The organism is Pectobacterium brasiliense, assembly GCF_013449685.1.
In the GTDB taxonomy this organism is placed as follows: domain Bacteria; phylum Pseudomonadota; class Gammaproteobacteria; order Enterobacterales; family Enterobacteriaceae; genus Pectobacterium; species Pectobacterium brasiliense_A.
Map to the genome: position 1 here is coordinate 73,230 of NZ_JACDSF010000008.1, position 19,249 is coordinate 92,478.

Sequence of the window (19,249 nt, forward strand, 5' to 3'; positions counted from 1 at the left end):
TGTGTCGGTAACGCGTAAAAGTTAGCGGTTTAAGTAATTATAGTCTATTATATGGAAACTTTTGGGCGAGTTGACGTAATGCCTGTTCAAAACAAACAAGGGAGTGATGAGTATGGACAAAGAATGGTTTGCAACAAGTGAGCTGGTCGGCGTAGGTGGATTGCCTAAGTCGCCGCAGGGGTTGAATAAGCGGGCACGAGACGACGGTTGGGAAAAGCGCAGGCGGAAAGGGGTTCAAGGGCGCGGTGTTGAATATTCTATTCGTAGTTTGCCGAATGAGGTCAGGAACTCTCTGCTCGTAAAAGAGAATCCGCCAACCGAATATTATCGTATCGATAATGAGCCGACCCTGTTGTCATCGTGGGTGCATATTTTCCATCAGCTTTCCGTTGATGAACGAACCCGGCTGATTAATTTCATCTTGCGTGAAGGGACAATAGCGATGTTGTCTAGGCTGGATGATGTCACAATCGACCAGACTGCCTAAGTCTGGCGAACGAGTAGCGCTGCAAGACAGCGCTACTTATGAATTAACGATCTTATCAGATAAGAACCTTACACCACGTTAGAAATCGCGTTGTACGGCTAAATGGGCAAGGCCCTCGAGCGCCATACGGTATGGTGTTTCCGGCAGTTGCTGTAGTGCGCTAATTGCCTTATCTGCCTCTTCTTCGGCACGCTGCCGCGTATAATCAAGTGAACCGCATTGCTGCATGGCGGAAAGAACCGGTTCCAGCAAATGACGCCCGTTTCCTTCTTCAATGGCCTTGCGAATCAGCGAACTCTGTTCTGCATTTCCATGACGCATCGCATGCAGTAACGGCAGCGTTGGCTTGCCTTCATTGAGGTCATCACCCGTGTTTTTACCCAGCGTTTTGCCGTCTGCGCTGTAGTCGAGCAGATCGTCAATTAACTGGAATGCGGTGCCCAAATAGCGGCCATAGTCCTGAAGCGCTTTTTCTTGCTCTGGCGTCGCACCAGCAAGGATGGATGAAGATTGTGCTGCGGCTTCAAATAAACGCGCCGTTTTACTGTAAATGACGCGCATGTAGCTTTCTTCCGTGATATCAGGGTCGTTGCAATTCATTAGCTGCAAGACTTCGCCTTCAGCAATCACGTTCACCGCTTCTGACATCAGCGCTAGCACACGTAACGATTCGAGGCTGGTCATCATCTGGAAGGCGCGTGTATAGATGAAATCCCCAACCAACACGCTCGCTGCGTTGCCAAAGGCGGCATTTGCTGTTGCTTTACCCCGGCGCATGTCGGACTCGTCTACCACATCATCATGTAGCAGCGTTGCGGTGTGGATAAATTCGATCAGTGCTGCGACAGTGACATGCTTATCACCGTTATAGTCGAGGGCTCTGGCTGCAAGTACAGCAATCATCGGGCGTATACGTTTCCCACCACCGCTAATGATGTAGTGTCCAAGCTGGTTTATCAAAACGACGTCGGAATTCAGCTGTTCAAGAATGACGTTATTAACAGCTGCCATATCCTGTGCAGTCAATGCTGTAATTTGTTCTAGATTCATGGTTTGTGCCAACGTATGTCTTCAACACTGCCGTAAGATTGCTGTTGCATATCGGCAAGACGGAACTTATTGCGCCGATTGTACTTGAAAAATGAGAGAGATAAACGGCAGTTGATACGTTGTATTCTTTTTCTTCACATCCGTTGATTATGCACTTGTCATCCTCAGTATTTTTGCGTAGAATTCGCGCCCTATTATGAATATTTATAGCGCGCTCTGAAACCTATTAACGGGTGCGCGGAAAGCGGAGTTTTATATGTACGCAGTTTTCCAAAGTGGTGGTAAACAACACCGAGTAAGCGAAGGTCAAACCGTTCGCTTGGAAAAGCTGGACATCGCAACTGGTGAAGCCGTTGAGTTTGACCAAGTTCTGATGGTTGCCAACGGTGAAGAAATCAAAATCGGCGTTCCTTTCGTCGATGGCGGTAAAATCAAAGCTGAAGTTGTTGCTCATGGTCGTGGCGAAAAGGTGAAGATCGTTAAGTTCCGTCGCCGTAAACACTACCGTAAGCAAGCAGGCCACCGTCAGTGGTTCACTGACGTGAAAATTACCGGCATCAGCGCTTAAGATTAGGAGAGCGGATTAAATGGCACACAAGAAAGCTGGCGGTTCAACCCGTAACGGTCGTGACTCTAACGCACAACGTCTTGGCGTAAAACGTTTTGGCGGCGAAAGTGTTCTGGCTGGCAACATCATCGTTCGTCAACGTGGTACTAAATTCCACGCAGGAACTAACGTTGGCTGCGGGAAAGACCATACTCTGTTTGCTTTGACTGATGGTAAAGTTCAGTTTGAAGTTAAAGGCCCGAAAAACCGTAAATTTGTCAGCATCGTTGCTGAATAATTTTTCGCGTTAGGTCTTACGGATTTGAGCCCCGCAATTCTTTGCGGGGCTTTTTACATTCTGATTCTGAGTAAACCATCTGGATAAGTATGAATACTAAACAACAGACGGGTATCGGTCTGTGTCTGGCGCTGACTACGGCTGTTTGCTGGGGGGCGTTACCGATAGCCATGAAACAGGTTCTGGTAGTGATGGAACCTTATACTATTGTTTGGTATCGCTTTTTTATCGCGTCGATTGGACTCGGCATTATTCTGTCATCCCGTAAGATGCTGCCGCCAATGCGGGTTTTTCGGCATCGGCGTTGGTGGGTTCTGCTACTGATTGCGACGGCTGGACTACTGGGTAACTTTGTTTTCTTTAGCTCGTCTCTGCAATATCTGAGCCCGACAGCGTCTCAGGTTATCGGGCAACTTTCCCCTGTAGGCATGATGTTCGCCAGCGTACTTATCTTAAAGGAAAAGATGCGCGGCACGCAGGTCATTGGTGCGATCATGCTGATTTGCGGACTGATCCTGTTCTTTAATACCAGCCTGATTGAGATTTTTACCCGGCTGACTGACTACACGCTGGGCGTGTTGCTGGGTGTTTGCGCCTCGGCAGTATGGGTATCCTATGGCGTAGCGCAGAAAGTTCTATTGCGACGCCTGACATCGCAGCAGATTCTGTTTCTGTTATATGTGCTGTGCGTCGTCTTTATCACGCCTTTTGCCAAGCTTGAGGTTATTTTTCAACTGAGCAACTGGCAGCTTATTTGCCTGCTATTTTGCGGTGCGAATACGTTGATTGGCTATGGTGCGCTGGCGGAGGCAATGGCTCGCTGGCAGGCATCACAGGTTAGTGCGGTCATTACGTTGACGCCGTTGTTTACGCTGCTGTTTTCCGATCTACTGGTATTAGGATGGCCGACTCTCTTTGCTGCGCCAGTACTGAATTGGGTCGGCTATGTGGGCGCTTTTGTCGTTGTTGCTGGCGCTATGTTTTCCGCTATCGGGCATCGCCTCTTACCCGGTAAGAAAGAGCCCGTGCCGCCATTGATGGTGCAGAAGTAGCCGAAAAAAAAGCCTATTGCAGTGGTCACGGCCGCCTTTTGACATTCTGCATGGGTTGTTTATTTTTAATACAGATGAAATTATTGGAGCAGGCAGGTACAATCCGCTCCTTTGCTGGAATGCGTTCTGGTGCGTCAGTTTTTTAATGGTGAGTAGAAATACGCTACATGCCGTAAAATCAAAAAGTTACGCCAAGAAGAACCAATAACAAGCCTAAAACACGTAGATATTCTCTATTGGTTTTTTGCGGAGAGAATCAATGAAGTTTGTAGATGAAGCCACAATTCTCGTTGTGGCAGGCGATGGCGGTAACGGTTGTGTTAGCTTTCGCCGTGAAAAATATATTCCCAACGGCGGTCCGGACGGTGGTGACGGCGGTGATGGCGGTGACGTTTATCTGCTGGCAGACGAAAACCTGAACACGCTGATCGACTATCGTTTTGAAAAATCTTTCCGTGCTGAGCGCGGACAAAACGGGCAAAGCCGTGACTGTACGGGTAAACGTGGCAAAGATATTACGATTAAAGTCCCTGTTGGTACTCGTGTTCTGGATCAGGGAACCGGCGAAGTGCTGGGCGATATGACGCGTCATCAGCAGAGCCTGATGGTGGCGAAAGGCGGCTGGCATGGTTTAGGTAACACGCGTTTTAAATCGTCCGTCAACCGTGCTCCTCGCCAGAAAACCAGCGGTACGAAAGGCGAAGAGCGTGAGCTGACGCTGGAACTGCTGTTGCTGGCTGACGTGGGTATGCTTGGCCTGCCTAATGCCGGTAAATCGACCTTTATCCGCGCAGTATCAGCAGCAAAGCCGAAAGTGGCAGATTATCCGTTTACCACGCTGGTGCCGAGCCTTGGTGTTGTCCGTATGGATAGCGAACAGAGCTTTGTTGTGGCGGATATCCCTGGTTTGATTGAGGGCGCATCTGAAGGAGCTGGGTTAGGGATTCGCTTCCTGAAACACCTTGAACGCTGCCGTGTCCTGTTGCATCTGGTTGATTTAGCACCGATTGATGAGTCAGACCCAATTGAAAATGCCAAAATCATTATCAACGAGTTAGAGCAGTATGGCGCGGGTTTGGCAGAAAAACCGCGTTGGCTGGTTTTCAACAAAGTTGATTTGATCGACAAGGCTGAAGCGGAAAAACGTGCCAAAGAGATTGCGGCTGCGCTTGGCTGGGATGATAAATACTATCTGATTTCTGCAGCGAACCGTGAAGGCGTCAACCCACTTTGCTGGGATGTGATGAACTTCCTGAAAGCCAATCCGAAAGTAACGGCGATTGCCGAAAGCGCACCGGAAAAAGTGGAGTTCATGTGGGATGATTATCACCGCGAACAGTTGGCTGAAATAGAAAAAGAAGCCGAGGAAGAGTGGGATGATGACTGGGACGATGAAGATGATGAAGGTGTTGAGATCATCTATCAAAAGTAATTCGTTCTTCTGTTAGTCAGGTCTTACATACGCGGGCTTATCCCATCAGGGTAAGCCCGCGTTGTTCTTTTAATTGCTCTGATAAATGTCTTTGTAGAGACGGCTTTCAAATCTCACCAGAGGGACGCGACGTGCGCGCTGGTCTTCTGGCGGTACGGCATAGCCAGACAGGAACTGGACGAATGCCATACGCTGGCCGCTCGCGGTAGTAATGAAGCCTGCCAGATTGTATACGCCCTGCAATGCCCCAGTTTTAGCCGAAACCTTGCCATCCACGCCAGCTTCATGCAGGCCACCACGATAACGCAGCGTGCCGTCATAGCCGGAAAGCGGAAGCATCGTGATGTAATTCAGTTCATTATCGTGCTGTGCGATGTACTGCAAAACCTGCATCATCGTTTCCGGTGAAATCAGGTTATGGCGCGACAGGCCTGAACCATCGACAACAATACTGTTTCCTAAATCTACACCCGCCTTCTGACGCAGAATTTGTCGCACGGCATCTGCACCAGCGCGCCACGTACCCGGCACGCTAAAACGCTCATGCCCAATAGTACGAAAGACCGTATCGGCAATCATGTTGTCTGATTTTTTCAACATGATAGTGAGCAGGTCGTGCAGTGGCGCTGACTGTGTCTGAGCCAGTATGCTTCCTGCCGGACCAGGCTGCGTTTGGCGACGAAGGCTGCCTTTTATACGGATATCCGCCTGCTGTAGCTCATCTTTAACGATAGCGCCAGCATAACTGGCCCCGTCCTGAATCGCGAATGCCAGCGGAAGCGGTTCTGTGCGCTGAACCAGACAGCCAGTAAGCGTAAAGCGATTTAATTCCCCAGGGACTACATCCAATTCGCAGTATTGTGCATCGGCTGAACCTTTAGCCAGCGTGCGGACTTCGCTGAACATTTGCACCGGATAATAGGATGCAACGCGGATAAACGCATTATCACCCGCTTTAGGCGCACTGTAGAGTGAGACGGAGAAGCAGTTGCGATCGACAATCGCGGCACCCGGCGGTGCGCTAAAGCACTGTGTCATATCGTTCCAGGGCCAGCCCGGCGCTTTATCGTGACTGGCGAACACGGAGGTGTCGATCAGCACATCCCCCGCGATTTCCTGTATTCCGCGCTTTCTTAATTCCTGCACCATATTCCGTATTTGCTGGCGCTTTAGTGTAGGATCGCCGCTAAACCGTATGATGAGATTACCGTTCAGAATACCGCTGGTAACAGGCCCGTGGCTTTCCATCGTGGTGATAAACCGATAATCTGGACCTAATTGCAGTAATGCAGCTAATGCGGTTATCACCTTTTGCGTACTGGCTGGAAGTGCCATTTGCTGGCTATTGAAGGCCATACTGGGTGTTGTTGCGCCAACTTTTTGTACCAATAGCGCCAAATTGGCACCGTCTGGTAAATATTGGCGATGATCCTCAACAGAAGCTGCATTGGCGTGCAGAGCAAAAGCGCAGGCAAGTCCGGTAACAATCGATGAAAAACGCATAATCTCAGCTAATAACGGGGTAACGTGTGGTCATACTACGGCGCAACAAGGTCTAAAGTAAACGATGACCCTCATTGAACTCTGGGGTAAAATACGTATCAAAATGCAAAATCGCTACTAGCCTGGAAATTTTGTTCCGGGGCTGGTTGCTTTTGTTTTATGTCCAGTGAGGACTGGGACGTTGCAGAGACTCCGTCGCCTTTGATTTTTATCGCGTCAGGATGACGATTATTTGAGTCTTACGGACTTTTTTAGAGGTATAGACAATATGAAACAATTTCCGATGACGTTGCGTGGCGCTGAAAAATTGCGTGAAGAGCTTGACCACCTGAAATCTGTGCGTCGACCTGAAATTATTGCGGCGATTGCCGAAGCGCGTGAGCACGGCGATCTGAAAGAGAATGCAGAATATCATGCTGCACGCGAGCAGCAGGGCTTCTGTGAAGGACGTATTCAAGACATTGAAGCTAAATTATCTAACGCACAGGTTATCGATGTTACGAAGATGACGGCGAACGGGCGTGTTATTTTTGGTTCCACCGTGACGGTAATGAATCTGGATAACGATGAAGAGCAAACTTATCGGATTGTTGGTGATGACGAAGCAGATTTTAAACAGAATCTGATCTCGGTAAATTCGCCCATCGCGCGTGGTCTGATCGGCAAAGAGCAAGATGACGTTGTGGTTATCCGTACGCCGGGCGGCGACGTGGAATATGAGATCCTGAAGGTCGAATATCTGTAAACTTTTCCGTATTGTTGATTAAAACAGCAAAAATTGTAAAGAAAAGAAAAAGGCCGCTTGCGGCCTTTTCTCTAACCGAGAGGCGTGGCACCTTTCCGTTAAAACCGAGTATCCAGAAATAAAAAGTGTTATCGTGGTAACACAATTTTACGTTCTTTCGCAGGACGGTAGAGCACCAACGTATGGCCGATGACCTGAACGTTAGCGGCACCCGTTTCACGAACAATCGCTTCAACAATCAAGGCTTTGGTTTCGCGGTCTTCTGTCGCTACTTTTATCTTGATCAGCTCGTGATGCGCTAATGCTTGTTCGATCTCAGCCAAAACACCTTCGGTGAGACCGTTATTGCCCAGCATGACAACCGGTTTTAGCGGATGTGCCAAGCCTTTCAGGTGTTGTTTTTGTTTATTACTTAGGTTCATTGTCTTTTTTACTTAGGTTGGGATTGAAAACGGTTCATTCTACCGCCATCTCATGATTATAACCAATTTGACTGTTCTGATTGGTAATATGTGAGAAGTTTCTCCCCACCACGAGCGTGTTACTGAGAATAGTTGGAAAATCGATGGCGAATAAAAAGCGTTCTGCAAGTTCCAGTCGCTGGTTGCAGGAACACTTTAGCGATAAATATGTGCAGCAGGCCCAGAAAAAAGGGCTGCGCTCGCGTGCTTGGTTTAAACTTGACGAAATACAGCAGGGCGACAAACTATTTAAACCCGGTATGACAGTTGTGGATTTAGGCGCTGCACCGGGCGGCTGGTCACAGTATGTGGTCACGCAAATTGGTGGAAATGGTCGAATTATCGCGTGTGATATTTTGCCGATGGATCCGATTGTTGGCGTCGATTTCCTACAAGGGGACTTTCGTGATGAACTGGTCCTCAAAGCCTTGCTCGAAAGGGTTGGCGATAGCAAAGTTCAGGTGGTGATGTCTGACATGGCCCCTAACATGAGTGGTACACCAGCCGTTGATATTCCGAAGTCGATGTATCTGGTTGAATTAGCACTTGGTATGTGTCGGGATGTATTAGCGCCAGGCGGAAGTTTCCTGGTGAAAGTGTTTCAGGGAGAAGGCTTTGATGAATACCTGCGGGAAATTCGCTCCCTGTTTACGAAAGTGAAAATTCGTAAACCAGACGCCTCACGAGCTCGGTCTCGTGAAGTGTATATTGTAGCGACAGGGCGGAAACTGTAGTACCCTAACGCTGTTTTTTAACACAGTTGTAATATGAGGTTAATCCCTTGAGTGACATGGCGAAAAACCTAATTCTCTGGTTAGTCATCGCAGTGGTGCTGATGTCTGTTTTCCAGAGCTTTGGGCCCAGCGAGTCGAATGGCCGTAGGGTGGATTATTCAACCTTCTTGACTGAAGTGAATCAGGATCAGGTCCGTGAAGCACGTATTAACGGGCGTGAGATCAGTGTTATCAAAAAAGACAGCAACAGATACACGACTTACATTCCTGTCAATGACCCCAAGCTACTGGATAACCTGCTAACGAAGAACGTGAAAGTCGTTGGTGAGCCGCCGGAAGAACCGAGCTTGCTGGCTTCTATCTTTATTTCTTGGTTCCCGATGCTGTTACTGATTGGTGTCTGGATCTTCTTCATGCGTCAAATGCAAGGCGGCGGCGGTAAAGGCGCTATGTCCTTCGGCAAGAGCAAAGCGCGCATGCTGACTGAAGATCAGATCAAGACGACGTTTGCTGATGTAGCGGGTTGTGACGAAGCGAAGGAAGAGGTTAGCGAACTGGTCGAGTACCTGCGCGAACCTAGCCGTTTCCAGAAACTGGGCGGTAAAATTCCGAAAGGCATTCTGATGGTCGGCCCGCCGGGAACCGGTAAAACGTTGCTGGCAAAAGCGATTGCCGGTGAAGCGAAAGTGCCTTTCTTTACGATTTCCGGTTCTGACTTCGTTGAAATGTTTGTCGGTGTCGGTGCTTCTCGTGTTCGTGACATGTTTGAACAGGCGAAGAAAGCCGCGCCTTGTATCATTTTTATCGATGAAATCGACGCCGTTGGCCGTCAGCGTGGCGCAGGTCTGGGCGGTGGTCACGATGAACGTGAACAAACGCTGAACCAAATGCTGGTTGAGATGGACGGCTTTGAAGGCAACGAGGGCATTATTGTCATCGCGGCAACTAACCGCCCTGATGTTCTTGACCCCGCGTTGCTGCGTCCAGGTCGTTTTGACCGTCAGGTTGTGGTTGGCCTGCCAGATGTTCGCGGCCGTGAGCAGATTCTGAAAGTTCACATGCGTCGCGTACCGTTGTCTCCAGATATTGATGCGTCAGTGATTGCACGTGGTACGCCAGGCTTCTCTGGTGCAGATTTGGCTAACCTGGTTAACGAAGCCGCATTGTTCTCCGCTCGTGGCAACAAACGCGTTGTTTCGATGGTCGAGTTCGAGAAAGCGAAAGACAAAATCATGATGGGTGCAGAGCGCCGTTCCATGGTAATGACTGAGAAGCAGAAAGAATCGACGGCATATCATGAAGCTGGGCACGCCATCATTGGTCGTCTGGTGCCAGAACACGATCCGGTTCATAAAGTGACGATCATTCCGCGTGGTCGTGCGCTGGGTGTGACGTTCTTCCTGCCTGAAGGTGATGCGATCAGCGCCAGCCGTCAGAAACTGGAAAGCCAGATCTCTACGCTGTACGGTGGTCGACTGGCCGAAGAAATTATTTATGGCGTGGAACATGTTTCTACGGGCGCGTCCAACGACATCAAAGTAGCAACCTCGATTGCTCGTAACATGGTGACGCAGTGGGGCTTCTCTGAAAAACTCGGTCCGTTGCTCTATGCGGAAGAAGAGGGTGAGGTATTCCTCGGTCGTTCTGTGGCAAAAGCCAAGCACATGTCAGATGAAACCGCGCGTATTATTGATCAGGAAGTAAAATCTCTGATTGAACGTAACTATGTGCGTGCTCGTGAACTGTTGATGGCAAACATGGATATTCTTCACTCAATGAAAGATGCGTTGATGAAGTATGAAACCATTGATGCGCCGCAGATTGATGACCTGATGGGACGTAAGAAAGAAGTACGTCCGCCAGCAGGTTGGGAATCGTCTCGTTCTGACAACGATTCTGGTAACAGTGGCGGTACACCTAAAGCCCCTACGCCAGTGGATGAGCCGCAGACGCCTAATCCTGGTAATACGATGTCTGAGCAAGTGGACGACAAATAATCCGCCTGCGATTCACATCTGTGACTCATGAAACCCCAGCTCAGGCTGGGGTTTTTTACTGTGAGTGTTCTTCGAACCACATTTCATGCTAACTACACCAGACTGCGGAGGTAAATCATGCAACTGGTCGCCAGAGACTCAACGCTAGATCTTTCCTGCCCACATATCATGGGTATTCTTAACGTCACACCGGACTCTTTTTCCGATGGTGGTAAACACAACAAGCTCGATGCAGCATTACTGCACGTTCAGGAGATGGTTAACGCTGGTGCGACCCTGATTGATATTGGCGGTGAATCGACGCGTCCCGGTGCGGCTGAAGTGAGCACGGAAGAGGAGCTAAACCGTGTAGTACCCGTGGTTGAAGCCATTGCTAAACGCTTTGACGTATGGATCTCGGTCGATACCTCAAAGCCGGAAGTGATGACAGCATCGGCGCAGGCGGGAGCACATCTGATTAATGATATCCGCGCTTTGCAAGAGCCCGGAGCTCTGGAGGCGGCGGCGGCAACCGGTTTGCCAGTATGCCTGATGCATATGCAGGGTATGCCGAGAACTATGCAGCACAAACCGCATTATGATGACCTGATGCAGGACATTGGCGATTTCTTGCAGCAGCAGATTGATCGCTGTGTGAGCGCCAATATTCCGAAAAGTAAGCTATTGCTGGATCCTGGGTTCGGATTCGGTAAGAATCTTGCCCATAACTATGCGCTTTTGGCTCGTTTGAGCGAATTACATCGTTTTGAACTGCCTCTTCTGGTTGGCATGTCGAGGAAATCCATGATTGGACAGATCCTCAATGTGCCGCCCGCGCAGCGGGTTCACGGCAGCATTGCCTGCGCAGTGATTGCGGCGATGCAGGGAGCACAGATTATTCGCGTGCACGATGTTAAAGAAACGGCTGATGCCATGCGCATTGTTGAGGCCACCCTTTCTGCGAAGGAATAAAAACGAGATGAGTAACCGCAAATATTTTGGTACCGATGGCGTACGTGGCAAGGTTGGCGATACGCCGATTACCCCTGATTTTGTGCTTAAACTGGGTTGGGCCGCTGGGAAAGTGCTCGCGCGGCATGGTTCTCGTAAGATTATCATCGGCAAAGATACCCGTATTTCTGGCTATATGCTGGAGTCTGCGCTGGAAGCCGGGCTGGCAGCTGCAGGTTTGTCGGCTTCTTTTACCGGTCCAATGCCGACGCCTGCGGTTGCTTATCTGACCCGTACGTTCCGTGCTGAAGCGGGTATCGTGATTTCTGCTTCTCACAACCCGTATTACGACAACGGTATTAAATTCTTCTCCATTGACGGCACTAAACTGCCGGATGACGTAGAAGAAGCGATCGAGGCTGAGCTGGAAAAACCGCTGACGTGTGTTGAGTCTGCTGAATTAGGCAAAGCCAGCCGCATTGTTGACGCTGCTGGACGCTACATCGAATTTTGTAAGGGAACGTTCCCGAGCGAACTGAGCCTTAACGGTTTAAAGATCGTCGTCGATTGTGCCAATGGCGCTACCTATCACATCGCCCCTAGCGTATTGCGCGAGCTTGGCGCTAAAGTCATCGCCATTGGCTGTGAGCCTGATGGGATGAACATCAATGAAGAATGCGGGGCGACGGACGTCAGACAGCTACAGGCGCGCGTACTGGCTGAAAAAGCGGACGTTGGGCTGGCGTTTGACGGCGATGGCGATCGGCTCATCATGGTCGACCATTTAGGCAACAAGGTTGATGGCGATCAGATCCTGTATATCATCGCCCGCGAAGGTCTACGCCAGGGGCAACTGCGCGGTGGCGCGGTGGGCACACTGATGAGTAACATGGGGCTTGAGGTGGCGTTAAAGCAACTGGGTATCCCGTTTGCTCGTGCCAAAGTGGGTGACCGCTATGTATTAGAAATGATGCAGGCAAAAGGGTGGCGCATCGGGGCAGAAAACTCCGGCCATGTGATCCTGCTGGACAAAACCACGACGGGTGACGGTGTGATTGCCGGTTTACAAGTCCTTACTGCGATAGTGAAAAACCATATGAGCCTGCATGATTTATGCAGCGGTATGAAGCTGTTTCCACAGATTCTGGTCAATGTGCGGTTTACAGGGGAACACGATCCGCTGGAAGACAAAAACGTGCAGCAGATTACGCAGGATGTGGAAAAAGAATTGGCCGGACGCGGGCGGGTATTGTTGCGTAAATCCGGTACTGAGCCACTCATTCGCGTTATGGTTGAGGGTGAGCACGAAGAGACGGTCATCGCGTTGGCGAATCGTATTGCCGATGCGGTAAAAGCTGCCGGCTGAGGGCGTTTTTGATTCGCCAATCAGGGAGATAAGGCTTTCGATAGGGATCTTGCGTCGAAAGCCGCTGTTTTTTTCTGCAATCAACCTGCGGTGACCAAATTACCCTTGCGTACGCTACATCCTTTGGTTAGTATTCAGACCCGCTTGATAAGGGATGTTCTCCATCCTGCTTCGCGGAATGACACGCGGTTTACCGCCAGAATATAGCATCTCCATGAATCATGGGGAAAACGGTTAACGGGTACGACTATGTACGAAGCTCTATTAGTAATTTTCCTGTTAGTATCGATCGGGCTGGTTGCCTTGATCATGCTGCAGCAGGGTAAAGGTGCTGATATGGGAGCGTCGTTCGGAGCAGGTGCTTCTGCCACTTTGTTCGGTTCGAGCGGCTCTGGTAATTTCATGACCCGCATGACGGCGATACTGGCGACCCTGTTCTTCATTATCAGTCTAATTCTGGGCAACTTAAGTTCGCTGCAGAAAAGAGGCGGTGCATGGGATAACCTGAGCCAGCCAGAAAAAGCCGAGCAGACGACAACGCCTGCTGCGCCTTCAACGCCGGCGAGTGACATTCCGAAGTAAGCGTTTTAAAGCAGTAATTGTGATGCCGTGGTGGTGGAATTGGTAGACACGCTACCTTGAGGTGGTAGTGCCCGATTGGGCTTACGGGTTCAAGTCCCGTCCTCGGTACCAACATAAAAAATAGACGTCAGTTGACGTCTATTTTTTTGTCTTTAATTTACTGTCCCAGTGCCTTACAGGCGCACCAGCTGCTTGCCAAAGTGTTTGCTGTCTAATAAGTCGATAAAGGCTTGAGGCGCATTCTCTATTCCCTCAATAATGTTCTCTCGATATTTTAACTGCCCTTTCTCCACGGCATCTAATAGCCAGATATTTGCTTCCGCATAGTCTTTGAACCATTCCGTCACAAGAAAAAAGCGGCTTAGCGGGGCGTCGGGTAGAGAAGAGAAAAATGCTACCGTGCTGGATGCGTCAACGTCAGGATCCTGATTGTATTGTGCCGCACTGCCACAGACGGGGACTCTTGCGCCTTCGTTAAGCAGTTTGGCCACAAAAAGTGAAACCCTGCCGCCAACGTTTTCAAAATAGATATCAATTCCGTCAGGGCAGGCAGCCCGCAAGGCGTGATTTAAGTCATCTTCTTTATAGTTAACACAGGCATCAAAGCCTAATGTCTCAACGACATAGCGACATTTCTCTTCGCTTCCAGCCAGACCGACAACCCGGCATCCAGCCTGTTTACCTAACTGACCGACGACGGAACCTACGCCCCCTGATGCGGCGGATACCACCAGCGTCTCTCCCGCTTTGGGTTTGGCAATTTTGTTCATGCCAAAATAAGCGGAACGTCCCGGTGTGCCTACCGCGCCGAGAAAAATAGAGGGTGACAGAGCCGTTGGCGGCAGGCGATGCGTAATAAAATCCTGAGGCGTGCCGACATAGTATTTCTGCCAGCCTGAAAAGGTGAATACACAATCTCCAACCTTAAAGTGTGGGTTCTTCGTTGCCACGACGTAGCCTACCGTTTCACCTTGAATCACTTCTCCCTGTTTGATTGGGCTCACATAGGCTGTGTTCTTGTTAAGCCGTGGGCGTGTATAAAGGTCAATGGATAGCCATTTGTTTTCAACCAAATATTCGCCGGGCTGTAGTGCATTGATATGGCGTTCTTCGAGCCTGAAATCCTCTAACTGTGCGGGGCCATCAGGATGACGATTCAGTACAATCAGCTTGTTTTCTAACGGGTTCATAATATTCCCTATATTTAGCATTCATGATGTTATGCACTACCTGCAGCGCTGATCAGGCAGTGTTATCGTGTGCGAGTGAGGACCAGCGATGCTTTGGCCATCGGAAACTGAAGATCACCAGCAGTAGCGTAAGAGGCCATCCGCTGATGAGGACAAGCGTATCCATCGGCAAATCAGACTGGCGGGAAAGGAGGTAGATAATGATGGCTTTCACCAGGTAAACCAGAATCCAGACCAGTGATACCTCGTTCCAGACGCGGACGTACTGCGGTGTGCCATAAACGGGGAGTGTCTTCAGCGCTGGCGTGGCTTGTTCCGCCAATGTTTGTATGACCGGACGCCCCTTGATGCTGTAAATGGTAAAAATAATCACGGTTGAAATTGCGCCGCTGACCGACAAAAAGACGCTCTCTTGATGGATATCAAACAGGATGACGCCTTCCAGATAAAGGTAGTGGCTAAGCCCTGATACCAGAATGAGAGCAATGATTGGCAGATAACCTTGCCAACGGCTGATGAGTTGCAGTACACCGGAATAAATCGCGGTTATTAACAGCGCGACGCCAGCCCCCCATTGTAAAAATGCGATGTTATACATAACGACCGGTATGATGATGGTCAGAAGCGCATCGCGCGATACCAGATATCGCCAAACGGTTAACGACGGGGGATGGCCCATGTTTTCTCCTCACTTACGTCATAAAATCGCCGTTCTGCGTTTGAAACCGCAGACGGCGAATGTCTTATTGCCATACTTTTTTGAGCTGTTCGGCTATGCGGGAAATGTGCGGTGCGTTCATCATTGAGATATGATCGCCGGATGTTGGCAGTACCGTCAGGCAACCTGAAGTGAGGCGACGCCACCCCAGTCCTGACTCTGGCAGGCGGATACGACCGGGTAAAATATCTTCTGCCTCGACGACCAGCACATCACCTGAGTAGCGCTCGCCACGGTAAGCATCCGTCGCATAGATATGGGTTTGCAGGATATTGATAAAGTCCTGAAATTCTCCAGGCCCAATCGACTCAGGCACCAGCCGCACACGTTTAAATTCGGCCAGAAAGCGCGACGTTCGTTGCGCATTGCTCATGTCTGCAAGCGACTGCTCTGAAAGATCGAAAGATGTACCGGTAAACAAAGCCACTTTATGCGCAAAATACGCCAGACGTTCCGCCTCGTTCATGTCTGCTGAGCCATCAATGTTGATCTCTGGAGCAGGTTGGTCCAACACTAACACCGTCGGTGTTATGCCTTTTTTCGCGAGCTGCTGCGCCATTTCAAAAGCGATAGTTGCACCGAGAGACCATCCTCCGAGTACCAGACGGGAGCGATGAACGATGTCGCCTGCTTCTGAGAGATAGAAAGCGGCAAGCGCTTTGACATCGGCGTTATAAGGCTGGTTAACACTGAAATCGGGCACCTGAATGCCATAGATCGGATAGCGCTCGCCCAGTTCACGCGCCAGCCCGGAATAACACAGCACGTTACCGCCAGCGGGATGGATCAGAAGCAACGTAGGTTTATATTCAGGCTGCCCACGATTGATCGTCACCCTTGCGGCTTGAGTCTGCGATCCCTTGTCTTCAATCACGCGGGCCAACTGGGCAATGCTGCTGTTTTCGAACAACTGCCCCAGAGACAGGGATGTCCCAAAGTGCTGATTAACGCTCAGGATGAGCTTTAATGCGCTGAGAGAATTCCCTCCAAGGGTAAAGAAGCTCTCCTGCGTATCAATCGTCTCGCTTTGTAAAATGTCGCGATAAATTTCATGCAGGTCGTGTTCACGCTGATTTTCCGGGGCATGGAATGCTACGCGCTTTTCTGCTGAAGGCTGGGGTAACGCGGCGTAATTTATCTTACCGCTGGCGGTTAATGGCATCGTGTCTAGCCATACCCAGCGTTCTGGCTGCATATAGTCTGGCAGCTTTTTTTGCAGCGCCGTTTTTACTGTGGCCTGACTGGGTTCATCAATGCCGCACAGGTACGCGGTTAAGACAGTTTCCCCGTGGGGCAGCGTGTTTTGTTTAATAGCAACGTGGGTCGCATTAGCAACCTGTTGTAATGCCTGTTCGATCTCCGTCAGCTCAACACGGTAGCCGCGCACTTTAACCTGACGATCCAAACGCCCCATAAATTCAAGATTGCCATCAGGCAGGAAACGACCTTTGTCACCGCTGCGATAAAGTCGCTCGCCCTCAAGGTAAGGGTGAGGAATAAAGCGCGCGTTATTTTGATCTGGCAGGCCGATGTACCCTTCTGCGACATGCGAACCGCCCAGATAAATTTCCCCTGGTAATCCAGCCGGAACGAGCTGGTGATAAGGATCGAGCAGCAGAACATGGCTATCAGACAGAGGTTTACCGATAGGCAAATAGTCGCCTGAAAGGAGGCTGAGATCGTCCGGCACCGGATACGTGGTGACGCCGACGGTGCATTCGGTTGGCCCATAATGATTGAGGAGGCGGCAAGACGCTTGGAACTCGCGTATACGCTTGATGAGTGACAGAGGAACACGTTCTCCGCCGATAACCAATAACTTGCGAGGCAACAGCGCTTCAGCCTGCGGTGACGTCAATAACGTCGCTAAATGCGACGGCGTAATCTTTATGCAATCGACTGGGTATTGCGCCAGATAAGCGAACAGCTCCTGTGGGGAGCGAAGTAATTCCGTGCTGATCACGTCTAACTGACCCTGATGGATCAGCGCGGGGAACAGTACCGTGTGTGCCAAATCGGTGCTGAAGGATGAAAACATGCCGTAGCGAGCATCGGGCGGCAGGTTGAGAACGGGCCGAATGGCCTGACAGTAGTGGCTAAGCTGCGAGTGTTTGACACGAACGCCTTTCGGTTTGCCGGTACTGCCTGAGGTATAAATGATGTAAGCCGGACCATCCGTAGCCTGTGGCTGCGATGGGTTGCTTACCGGCATCATGCTGCGATTTTGTCTTACGTAGAGGCAGGGGAGCCCGTCACCGGGTGCCTGTTCGTCGATGATGACACAGCGGGCGGCGGAATTTTGCAGGATGAACTCAACCTGCTGAGCAGGGAGATCGATATCGACTGGGACATAGCATCCACCTGCTTTTAACACGGCCAGAATCGCGACGACGTAATACTCGCTTTTCGGCATGAACAGCGCGACACACTCGCCATGAGCAATGCCGTCTTTCTGGAGCTGATGAGCCAGCTGGTTTGCCCGTTCATTGAGCTGGGCATAGCTGAACGTACGGCCTTCACAACGAACCGCGATGGCATCGGGATGTTGCTGTGCCTGTTGTTCAAACTGCCGATGAACCGCAGGCGGTAACGCGTTAGCGGTTGGGCGGCATTGTGCGATTGTCGCGCGGCGTTCTTCGTCGCTTAACAGTGAGATATCCCGAACGGTTAACTGCGGCTGGGTGATTAAGGTTTCAAGAACCGTCCGCAGGTCGTTCAGCATGCGCTGGATGGTGTTGATGGAAAATAATGCGCTACTGTAGTTCATGGTGAACAGCAGGCCGTCGCTATCCTTGTCTTCTTCTACCCATAAGTTCAGATCCAGTTTTGCGGTGCCGTAATCCACTTTTAACGGCTTATATTTGAACCCGCCATAGCTGCTGTGAAAATGGGGGAAGACCTGATACGTCAAGATTGCCTGAAAGATGGGATTGATCTGGGGATTACGCACATAGGTAATCTCGTCCAGAATATAATTGAACGGCACATCCTGGTATCTCAAGGTTTCTTCACACTCGGCGCGCGCGCCCTCGATCAGGGAGGCGACACTGGCATTAGGATCGATATCAAAACGTAATGGCAGGGTATTCATGAATAGCCCCATCATGTTTTGCGTGGCAGGTAAATTTCGGTTGGCAAACGGTGCGCCGATGATGATTTCCTGCTGCCCGCTGTATTTATGCAGCAGGAGTTGGTATGCCGTGAGGATAACGTGGAATTGTGTCGCCTGATGCTGTGTCGCACAGGTTTGCAAGCGCTGGCAGAAAGATGCATCAAAGAACTGGCTGGCGATTCCCCCAGTGGTGCTCATTTTGGCCGGACGCGGGTAATCTGTTGCCAGATCTAACTGCCCTGTGATGCCATCCAGCTTCTTCGCCCAGTAGGCCAGCCCGGTCTGGTATTCGCCCTCGGTATGCCACCGATCTTCCGCCAGTGCATAATCGGCGAACTGGAGCGTTTTTTCGATAGGTAATGTCCCGCCCAGCAGCAGATGAAAGTAGTTTTCCATGAGCATCTTGAAGAACACATTGACCGTCCACCCGTCGGAAATAATGTGATGAAAGGTCAGGAACAGCACATAGTCGTACTGATGGGTTTTGACCATATGGAGATAAACCAAGGGGCCATTCTCCAGATCAAAAACAATATTCCCTTTCGCCTTGGCCGTCTCCGAGACATATTTTTCAATGTCCTCTTCACTGAATGCGGAGATATCTTCAAAGCTGAACGTGAAAGACATATCGTCAGCAACGCACTGGCACACGTCGTTATCGACCAGCCGGAATGTCGTACGCAGAATGTCATGTTGTTGCATCAGATAGTCGAGCGTTTGCTGTACTCGCTGCGGCTCCATGTCGTGCTCGATCCGGCAGGCAAGCACATAGGGATTATTGTAGACCTGACTATCGTCAAGGTATTGGGAGAGCATCCAGATGCGCTTCTGCGCGCTGGTCATGGGGAAGTGTACTCTGCCGGGTGTCGCGTGCGGAACAATGGCCTTGCCTGAGGCTGTGTTGCCCGTTTTCTTCTTTTCTCTTGCCAGCTTTTTGAGTTCATCCAGGCTAAGCGAGGTCAGTTTTGCGGTGGGAAGCTGCGTCATTATCGAGTCTCATTTTGTGACATTCGGTTTTACATTAGCGGCCGCCTTCGAGATGCAT

General features: G+C 50.3%; 17 protein-coding genes and 1 tRNA gene. 12 read left to right on the forward strand and 6 right to left on the reverse strand.

The annotated features are described in order from the left end of the window. The first annotated feature begins 112 nt into the window (after window positions 1–112). Complete coding sequence (locus tag H0248_RS03055) at window positions 113–487, forward strand: DNA-binding protein (RefSeq protein WP_010283015.1); 375 nt, start codon at window positions 113–115, stop codon at window positions 485–487. Window positions 488–565: 78 nt separating this feature from the next. Here the strand turns inward: H0248_RS03055 and ispB are convergent, their stop codons facing one another. After that, window positions 566–1,537 carry an octaprenyl diphosphate synthase gene (gene ispB / locus H0248_RS03060; RefSeq protein ID WP_010283025.1) on the reverse strand — a complete coding sequence of 324 codons (972 nt, stop codon included), beginning with the start codon at window positions 1,535–1,537 and terminating at the stop codon, window positions 566–568. A gap of 256 nt (window positions 1,538–1,793) precedes the next feature. Between ispB and rplU the strand changes: the two genes are divergently transcribed. The 4 genes from rplU (at window position 1,794) to cgtA (ending at window position 4,866) form a co-directional block, all read left to right on the forward strand. Continuing rightward, on the forward strand, window positions 1,794–2,105 hold the full coding sequence (gene rplU / locus H0248_RS03065; protein WP_010283026.1) for a 50S ribosomal protein L21: 312 nt from the start codon (window positions 1,794–1,796) through the stop codon (window positions 2,103–2,105). Between the two features lie 19 nt (window positions 2,106–2,124). Then, on the forward strand, window positions 2,125–2,382 hold the full coding sequence (gene rpmA, locus H0248_RS03070) for a 50S ribosomal protein L27 (RefSeq protein ID WP_180784741.1): 258 nt from the start codon (window positions 2,125–2,127) through the stop codon (window positions 2,380–2,382). Window positions 2,383–2,471: 89 nt separating this feature from the next. Continuing rightward, the gene (locus H0248_RS03075; RefSeq protein ID WP_180784743.1) at window positions 2,472–3,434 is read left to right on the forward strand and encodes a DMT family transporter; all 963 of its coding nucleotides are present in this window, start codon (window positions 2,472–2,474) and stop codon (window positions 3,432–3,434) included. 259 nt (window positions 3,435–3,693) lie between these two features. After that, complete coding sequence (gene cgtA / locus H0248_RS03080; RefSeq protein ID WP_039282291.1) at window positions 3,694–4,866, forward strand: Obg family GTPase CgtA; 1,173 nt, start codon at window positions 3,694–3,696, stop codon at window positions 4,864–4,866. A gap of 69 nt (window positions 4,867–4,935) precedes the next feature. On the opposite strand, the gene dacB is transcribed toward cgtA, so the two are convergent. After that, window positions 4,936–6,369: a serine-type D-Ala-D-Ala carboxypeptidase gene (gene dacB / locus H0248_RS03085; RefSeq protein WP_180784745.1), complete on the reverse strand. Its 1,434-nt coding sequence runs from the start codon at window positions 6,367–6,369 to the stop codon at window positions 4,936–4,938. Window positions 6,370–6,637: 268 nt separating this feature from the next. On the opposite strand from dacB, the gene greA reads away from it, so the two are divergent. Next, entirely contained in the window at window positions 6,638–7,114 is a 477-nt protein-coding gene (gene greA, locus H0248_RS03090) for a transcription elongation factor GreA (protein WP_010283037.1), read from the forward strand. A 128-nt stretch (window positions 7,115–7,242) separates the two neighbouring features. Here the strand turns inward: greA and yhbY are convergent, their stop codons facing one another. Beyond that, window positions 7,243–7,536, reverse strand: coding sequence for a ribosome assembly RNA-binding protein YhbY (gene yhbY, locus H0248_RS03095; protein ID WP_010283039.1), 294 nt, complete (start codon window positions 7,534–7,536; stop codon window positions 7,243–7,245). Between the two features lie 143 nt (window positions 7,537–7,679). Here yhbY and rlmE point away from each other — a divergent pair, with 143 nt between their 5' ends. The 6 genes from rlmE to H0248_RS03125 all read left to right on the forward strand — a co-directional run bounded on the left by rlmE (window position 7,680) and on the right by H0248_RS03125 (window position 13,295). Continuing rightward, window positions 7,680–8,309 carry a 23S rRNA (uridine(2552)-2'-O)-methyltransferase RlmE gene (gene rlmE / locus H0248_RS03100; protein ID WP_005971510.1) on the forward strand — a complete coding sequence of 210 codons (630 nt, stop codon included), beginning with the start codon at window positions 7,680–7,682 and terminating at the stop codon, window positions 8,307–8,309. 56 nt (window positions 8,310–8,365) lie between these two features. Beyond that, window positions 8,366–10,306 carry an ATP-dependent zinc metalloprotease FtsH gene (ftsH, locus tag H0248_RS03105; protein WP_180784747.1) on the forward strand — a complete coding sequence of 647 codons (1,941 nt, stop codon included), beginning with the start codon at window positions 8,366–8,368 and terminating at the stop codon, window positions 10,304–10,306. A gap of 117 nt (window positions 10,307–10,423) precedes the next feature. Then, window positions 10,424–11,257 carry a dihydropteroate synthase gene (gene folP / locus H0248_RS03110; protein ID WP_039282270.1) on the forward strand — a complete coding sequence of 278 codons (834 nt, stop codon included), beginning with the start codon at window positions 10,424–10,426 and terminating at the stop codon, window positions 11,255–11,257. A gap of 7 nt (window positions 11,258–11,264) precedes the next feature. Next, window positions 11,265–12,602 (forward strand): phosphoglucosamine mutase, encoded by a 1,338-nt coding sequence (glmM, locus tag H0248_RS03115; RefSeq protein ID WP_010302570.1) that lies wholly within the window; start codon window positions 11,265–11,267, stop codon window positions 12,600–12,602. Between the two features lie 249 nt (window positions 12,603–12,851). Beyond that, the gene (secG, locus tag H0248_RS03120) at window positions 12,852–13,184 is read left to right on the forward strand and encodes a preprotein translocase subunit SecG (RefSeq protein WP_014914113.1); all 333 of its coding nucleotides are present in this window, start codon (window positions 12,852–12,854) and stop codon (window positions 13,182–13,184) included. 24 nt (window positions 13,185–13,208) lie between these two features. Then, a tRNA-Leu gene (locus H0248_RS03125) sits at window positions 13,209–13,295 on the forward strand. Between the two features lie 62 nt (window positions 13,296–13,357). On the opposite strand, the gene H0248_RS03130 is transcribed toward H0248_RS03125, so the two are convergent. From H0248_RS03130 to H0248_RS03140, 3 genes are all read right to left on the reverse strand, one after another. Further along, on the reverse strand, window positions 13,358–14,374 hold the full coding sequence (locus tag H0248_RS03130; protein ID WP_180784749.1) for an NADP-dependent oxidoreductase: 1,017 nt from the start codon (window positions 14,372–14,374) through the stop codon (window positions 13,358–13,360). A 52-nt stretch (window positions 14,375–14,426) separates the two neighbouring features. Next, a complete protein-coding gene (locus H0248_RS03135; protein WP_180784751.1) occupies window positions 14,427–15,053 on the reverse strand; it encodes a hypothetical protein in 627 nt (208 codons plus the stop codon). Window positions 15,054–15,117: 64 nt separating this feature from the next. Continuing rightward, complete coding sequence (locus tag H0248_RS03140) at window positions 15,118–19,191, reverse strand: non-ribosomal peptide synthetase (RefSeq protein ID WP_180784753.1); 4,074 nt, start codon at window positions 19,189–19,191, stop codon at window positions 15,118–15,120. Window positions 19,192–19,249: the final 58 nt, after the last annotated feature.

Bases quoted from the DNA above. Each gene is read 5' to 3' on its own strand.
- rplU (WP_010283026.1), top strand. From the start codon at position 1,794: ATGTACGCAGTTTTCCAAAGTGGTGGTAAACAACACCGAGTAAGCGAA.
- ispB (WP_010283025.1), bottom strand. From the start codon at position 1,537: ATGAATCTAGAACAAATTACAGCATTGACTGCACAGGATATGGCAGCT.
- H0248_RS03135 (WP_180784751.1), bottom strand. From the start codon at position 15,053: ATGGGCCATCCCCCGTCGTTAACCGTTTGGCGATATCTGGTATCGCGC.
- yhbY (WP_010283039.1), bottom strand. From the start codon at position 7,536: ATGAACCTAAGTAATAAACAAAAACAACACCTGAAAGGCTTGGCACAT.
- rlmE (WP_005971510.1), top strand. From the start codon at position 7,680: ATGGCGAATAAAAAGCGTTCTGCAAGTTCCAGTCGCTGGTTGCAGGAA.
- cgtA (WP_039282291.1), top strand. From the start codon at position 3,694: ATGAAGTTTGTAGATGAAGCCACAATTCTCGTTGTGGCAGGCGATGGC.
- H0248_RS03055 (WP_010283015.1), top strand. From the start codon at position 113: ATGGACAAAGAATGGTTTGCAACAAGTGAGCTGGTCGGCGTAGGTGGA.
- H0248_RS03075 (WP_180784743.1), top strand. From the start codon at position 2,472: ATGAATACTAAACAACAGACGGGTATCGGTCTGTGTCTGGCGCTGACT.
- folP (WP_039282270.1), top strand. From the start codon at position 10,424: ATGCAACTGGTCGCCAGAGACTCAACGCTAGATCTTTCCTGCCCACAT.
- rpmA (WP_180784741.1), top strand. From the start codon at position 2,125: ATGGCACACAAGAAAGCTGGCGGTTCAACCCGTAACGGTCGTGACTCT.
- ftsH (WP_180784747.1), top strand. From the start codon at position 8,366: ATGGCGAAAAACCTAATTCTCTGGTTAGTCATCGCAGTGGTGCTGATG.
- H0248_RS03140 (WP_180784753.1), bottom strand. From the start codon at position 19,191: ATGACGCAGCTTCCCACCGCAAAACTGACCTCGCTTAGCCTGGATGAA.
- secG (WP_014914113.1), top strand. From the start codon at position 12,852: ATGTACGAAGCTCTATTAGTAATTTTCCTGTTAGTATCGATCGGGCTG.
- dacB (WP_180784745.1), bottom strand. From the start codon at position 6,369: ATGCGTTTTTCATCGATTGTTACCGGACTTGCCTGCGCTTTTGCTCTG.
- glmM (WP_010302570.1), top strand. From the start codon at position 11,265: ATGAGTAACCGCAAATATTTTGGTACCGATGGCGTACGTGGCAAGGTT.
- greA (WP_010283037.1), top strand. From the start codon at position 6,638: ATGAAACAATTTCCGATGACGTTGCGTGGCGCTGAAAAATTGCGTGAA.
- H0248_RS03130 (WP_180784749.1), bottom strand. From the start codon at position 14,374: ATGAACCCGTTAGAAAACAAGCTGATTGTACTGAATCGTCATCCTGAT.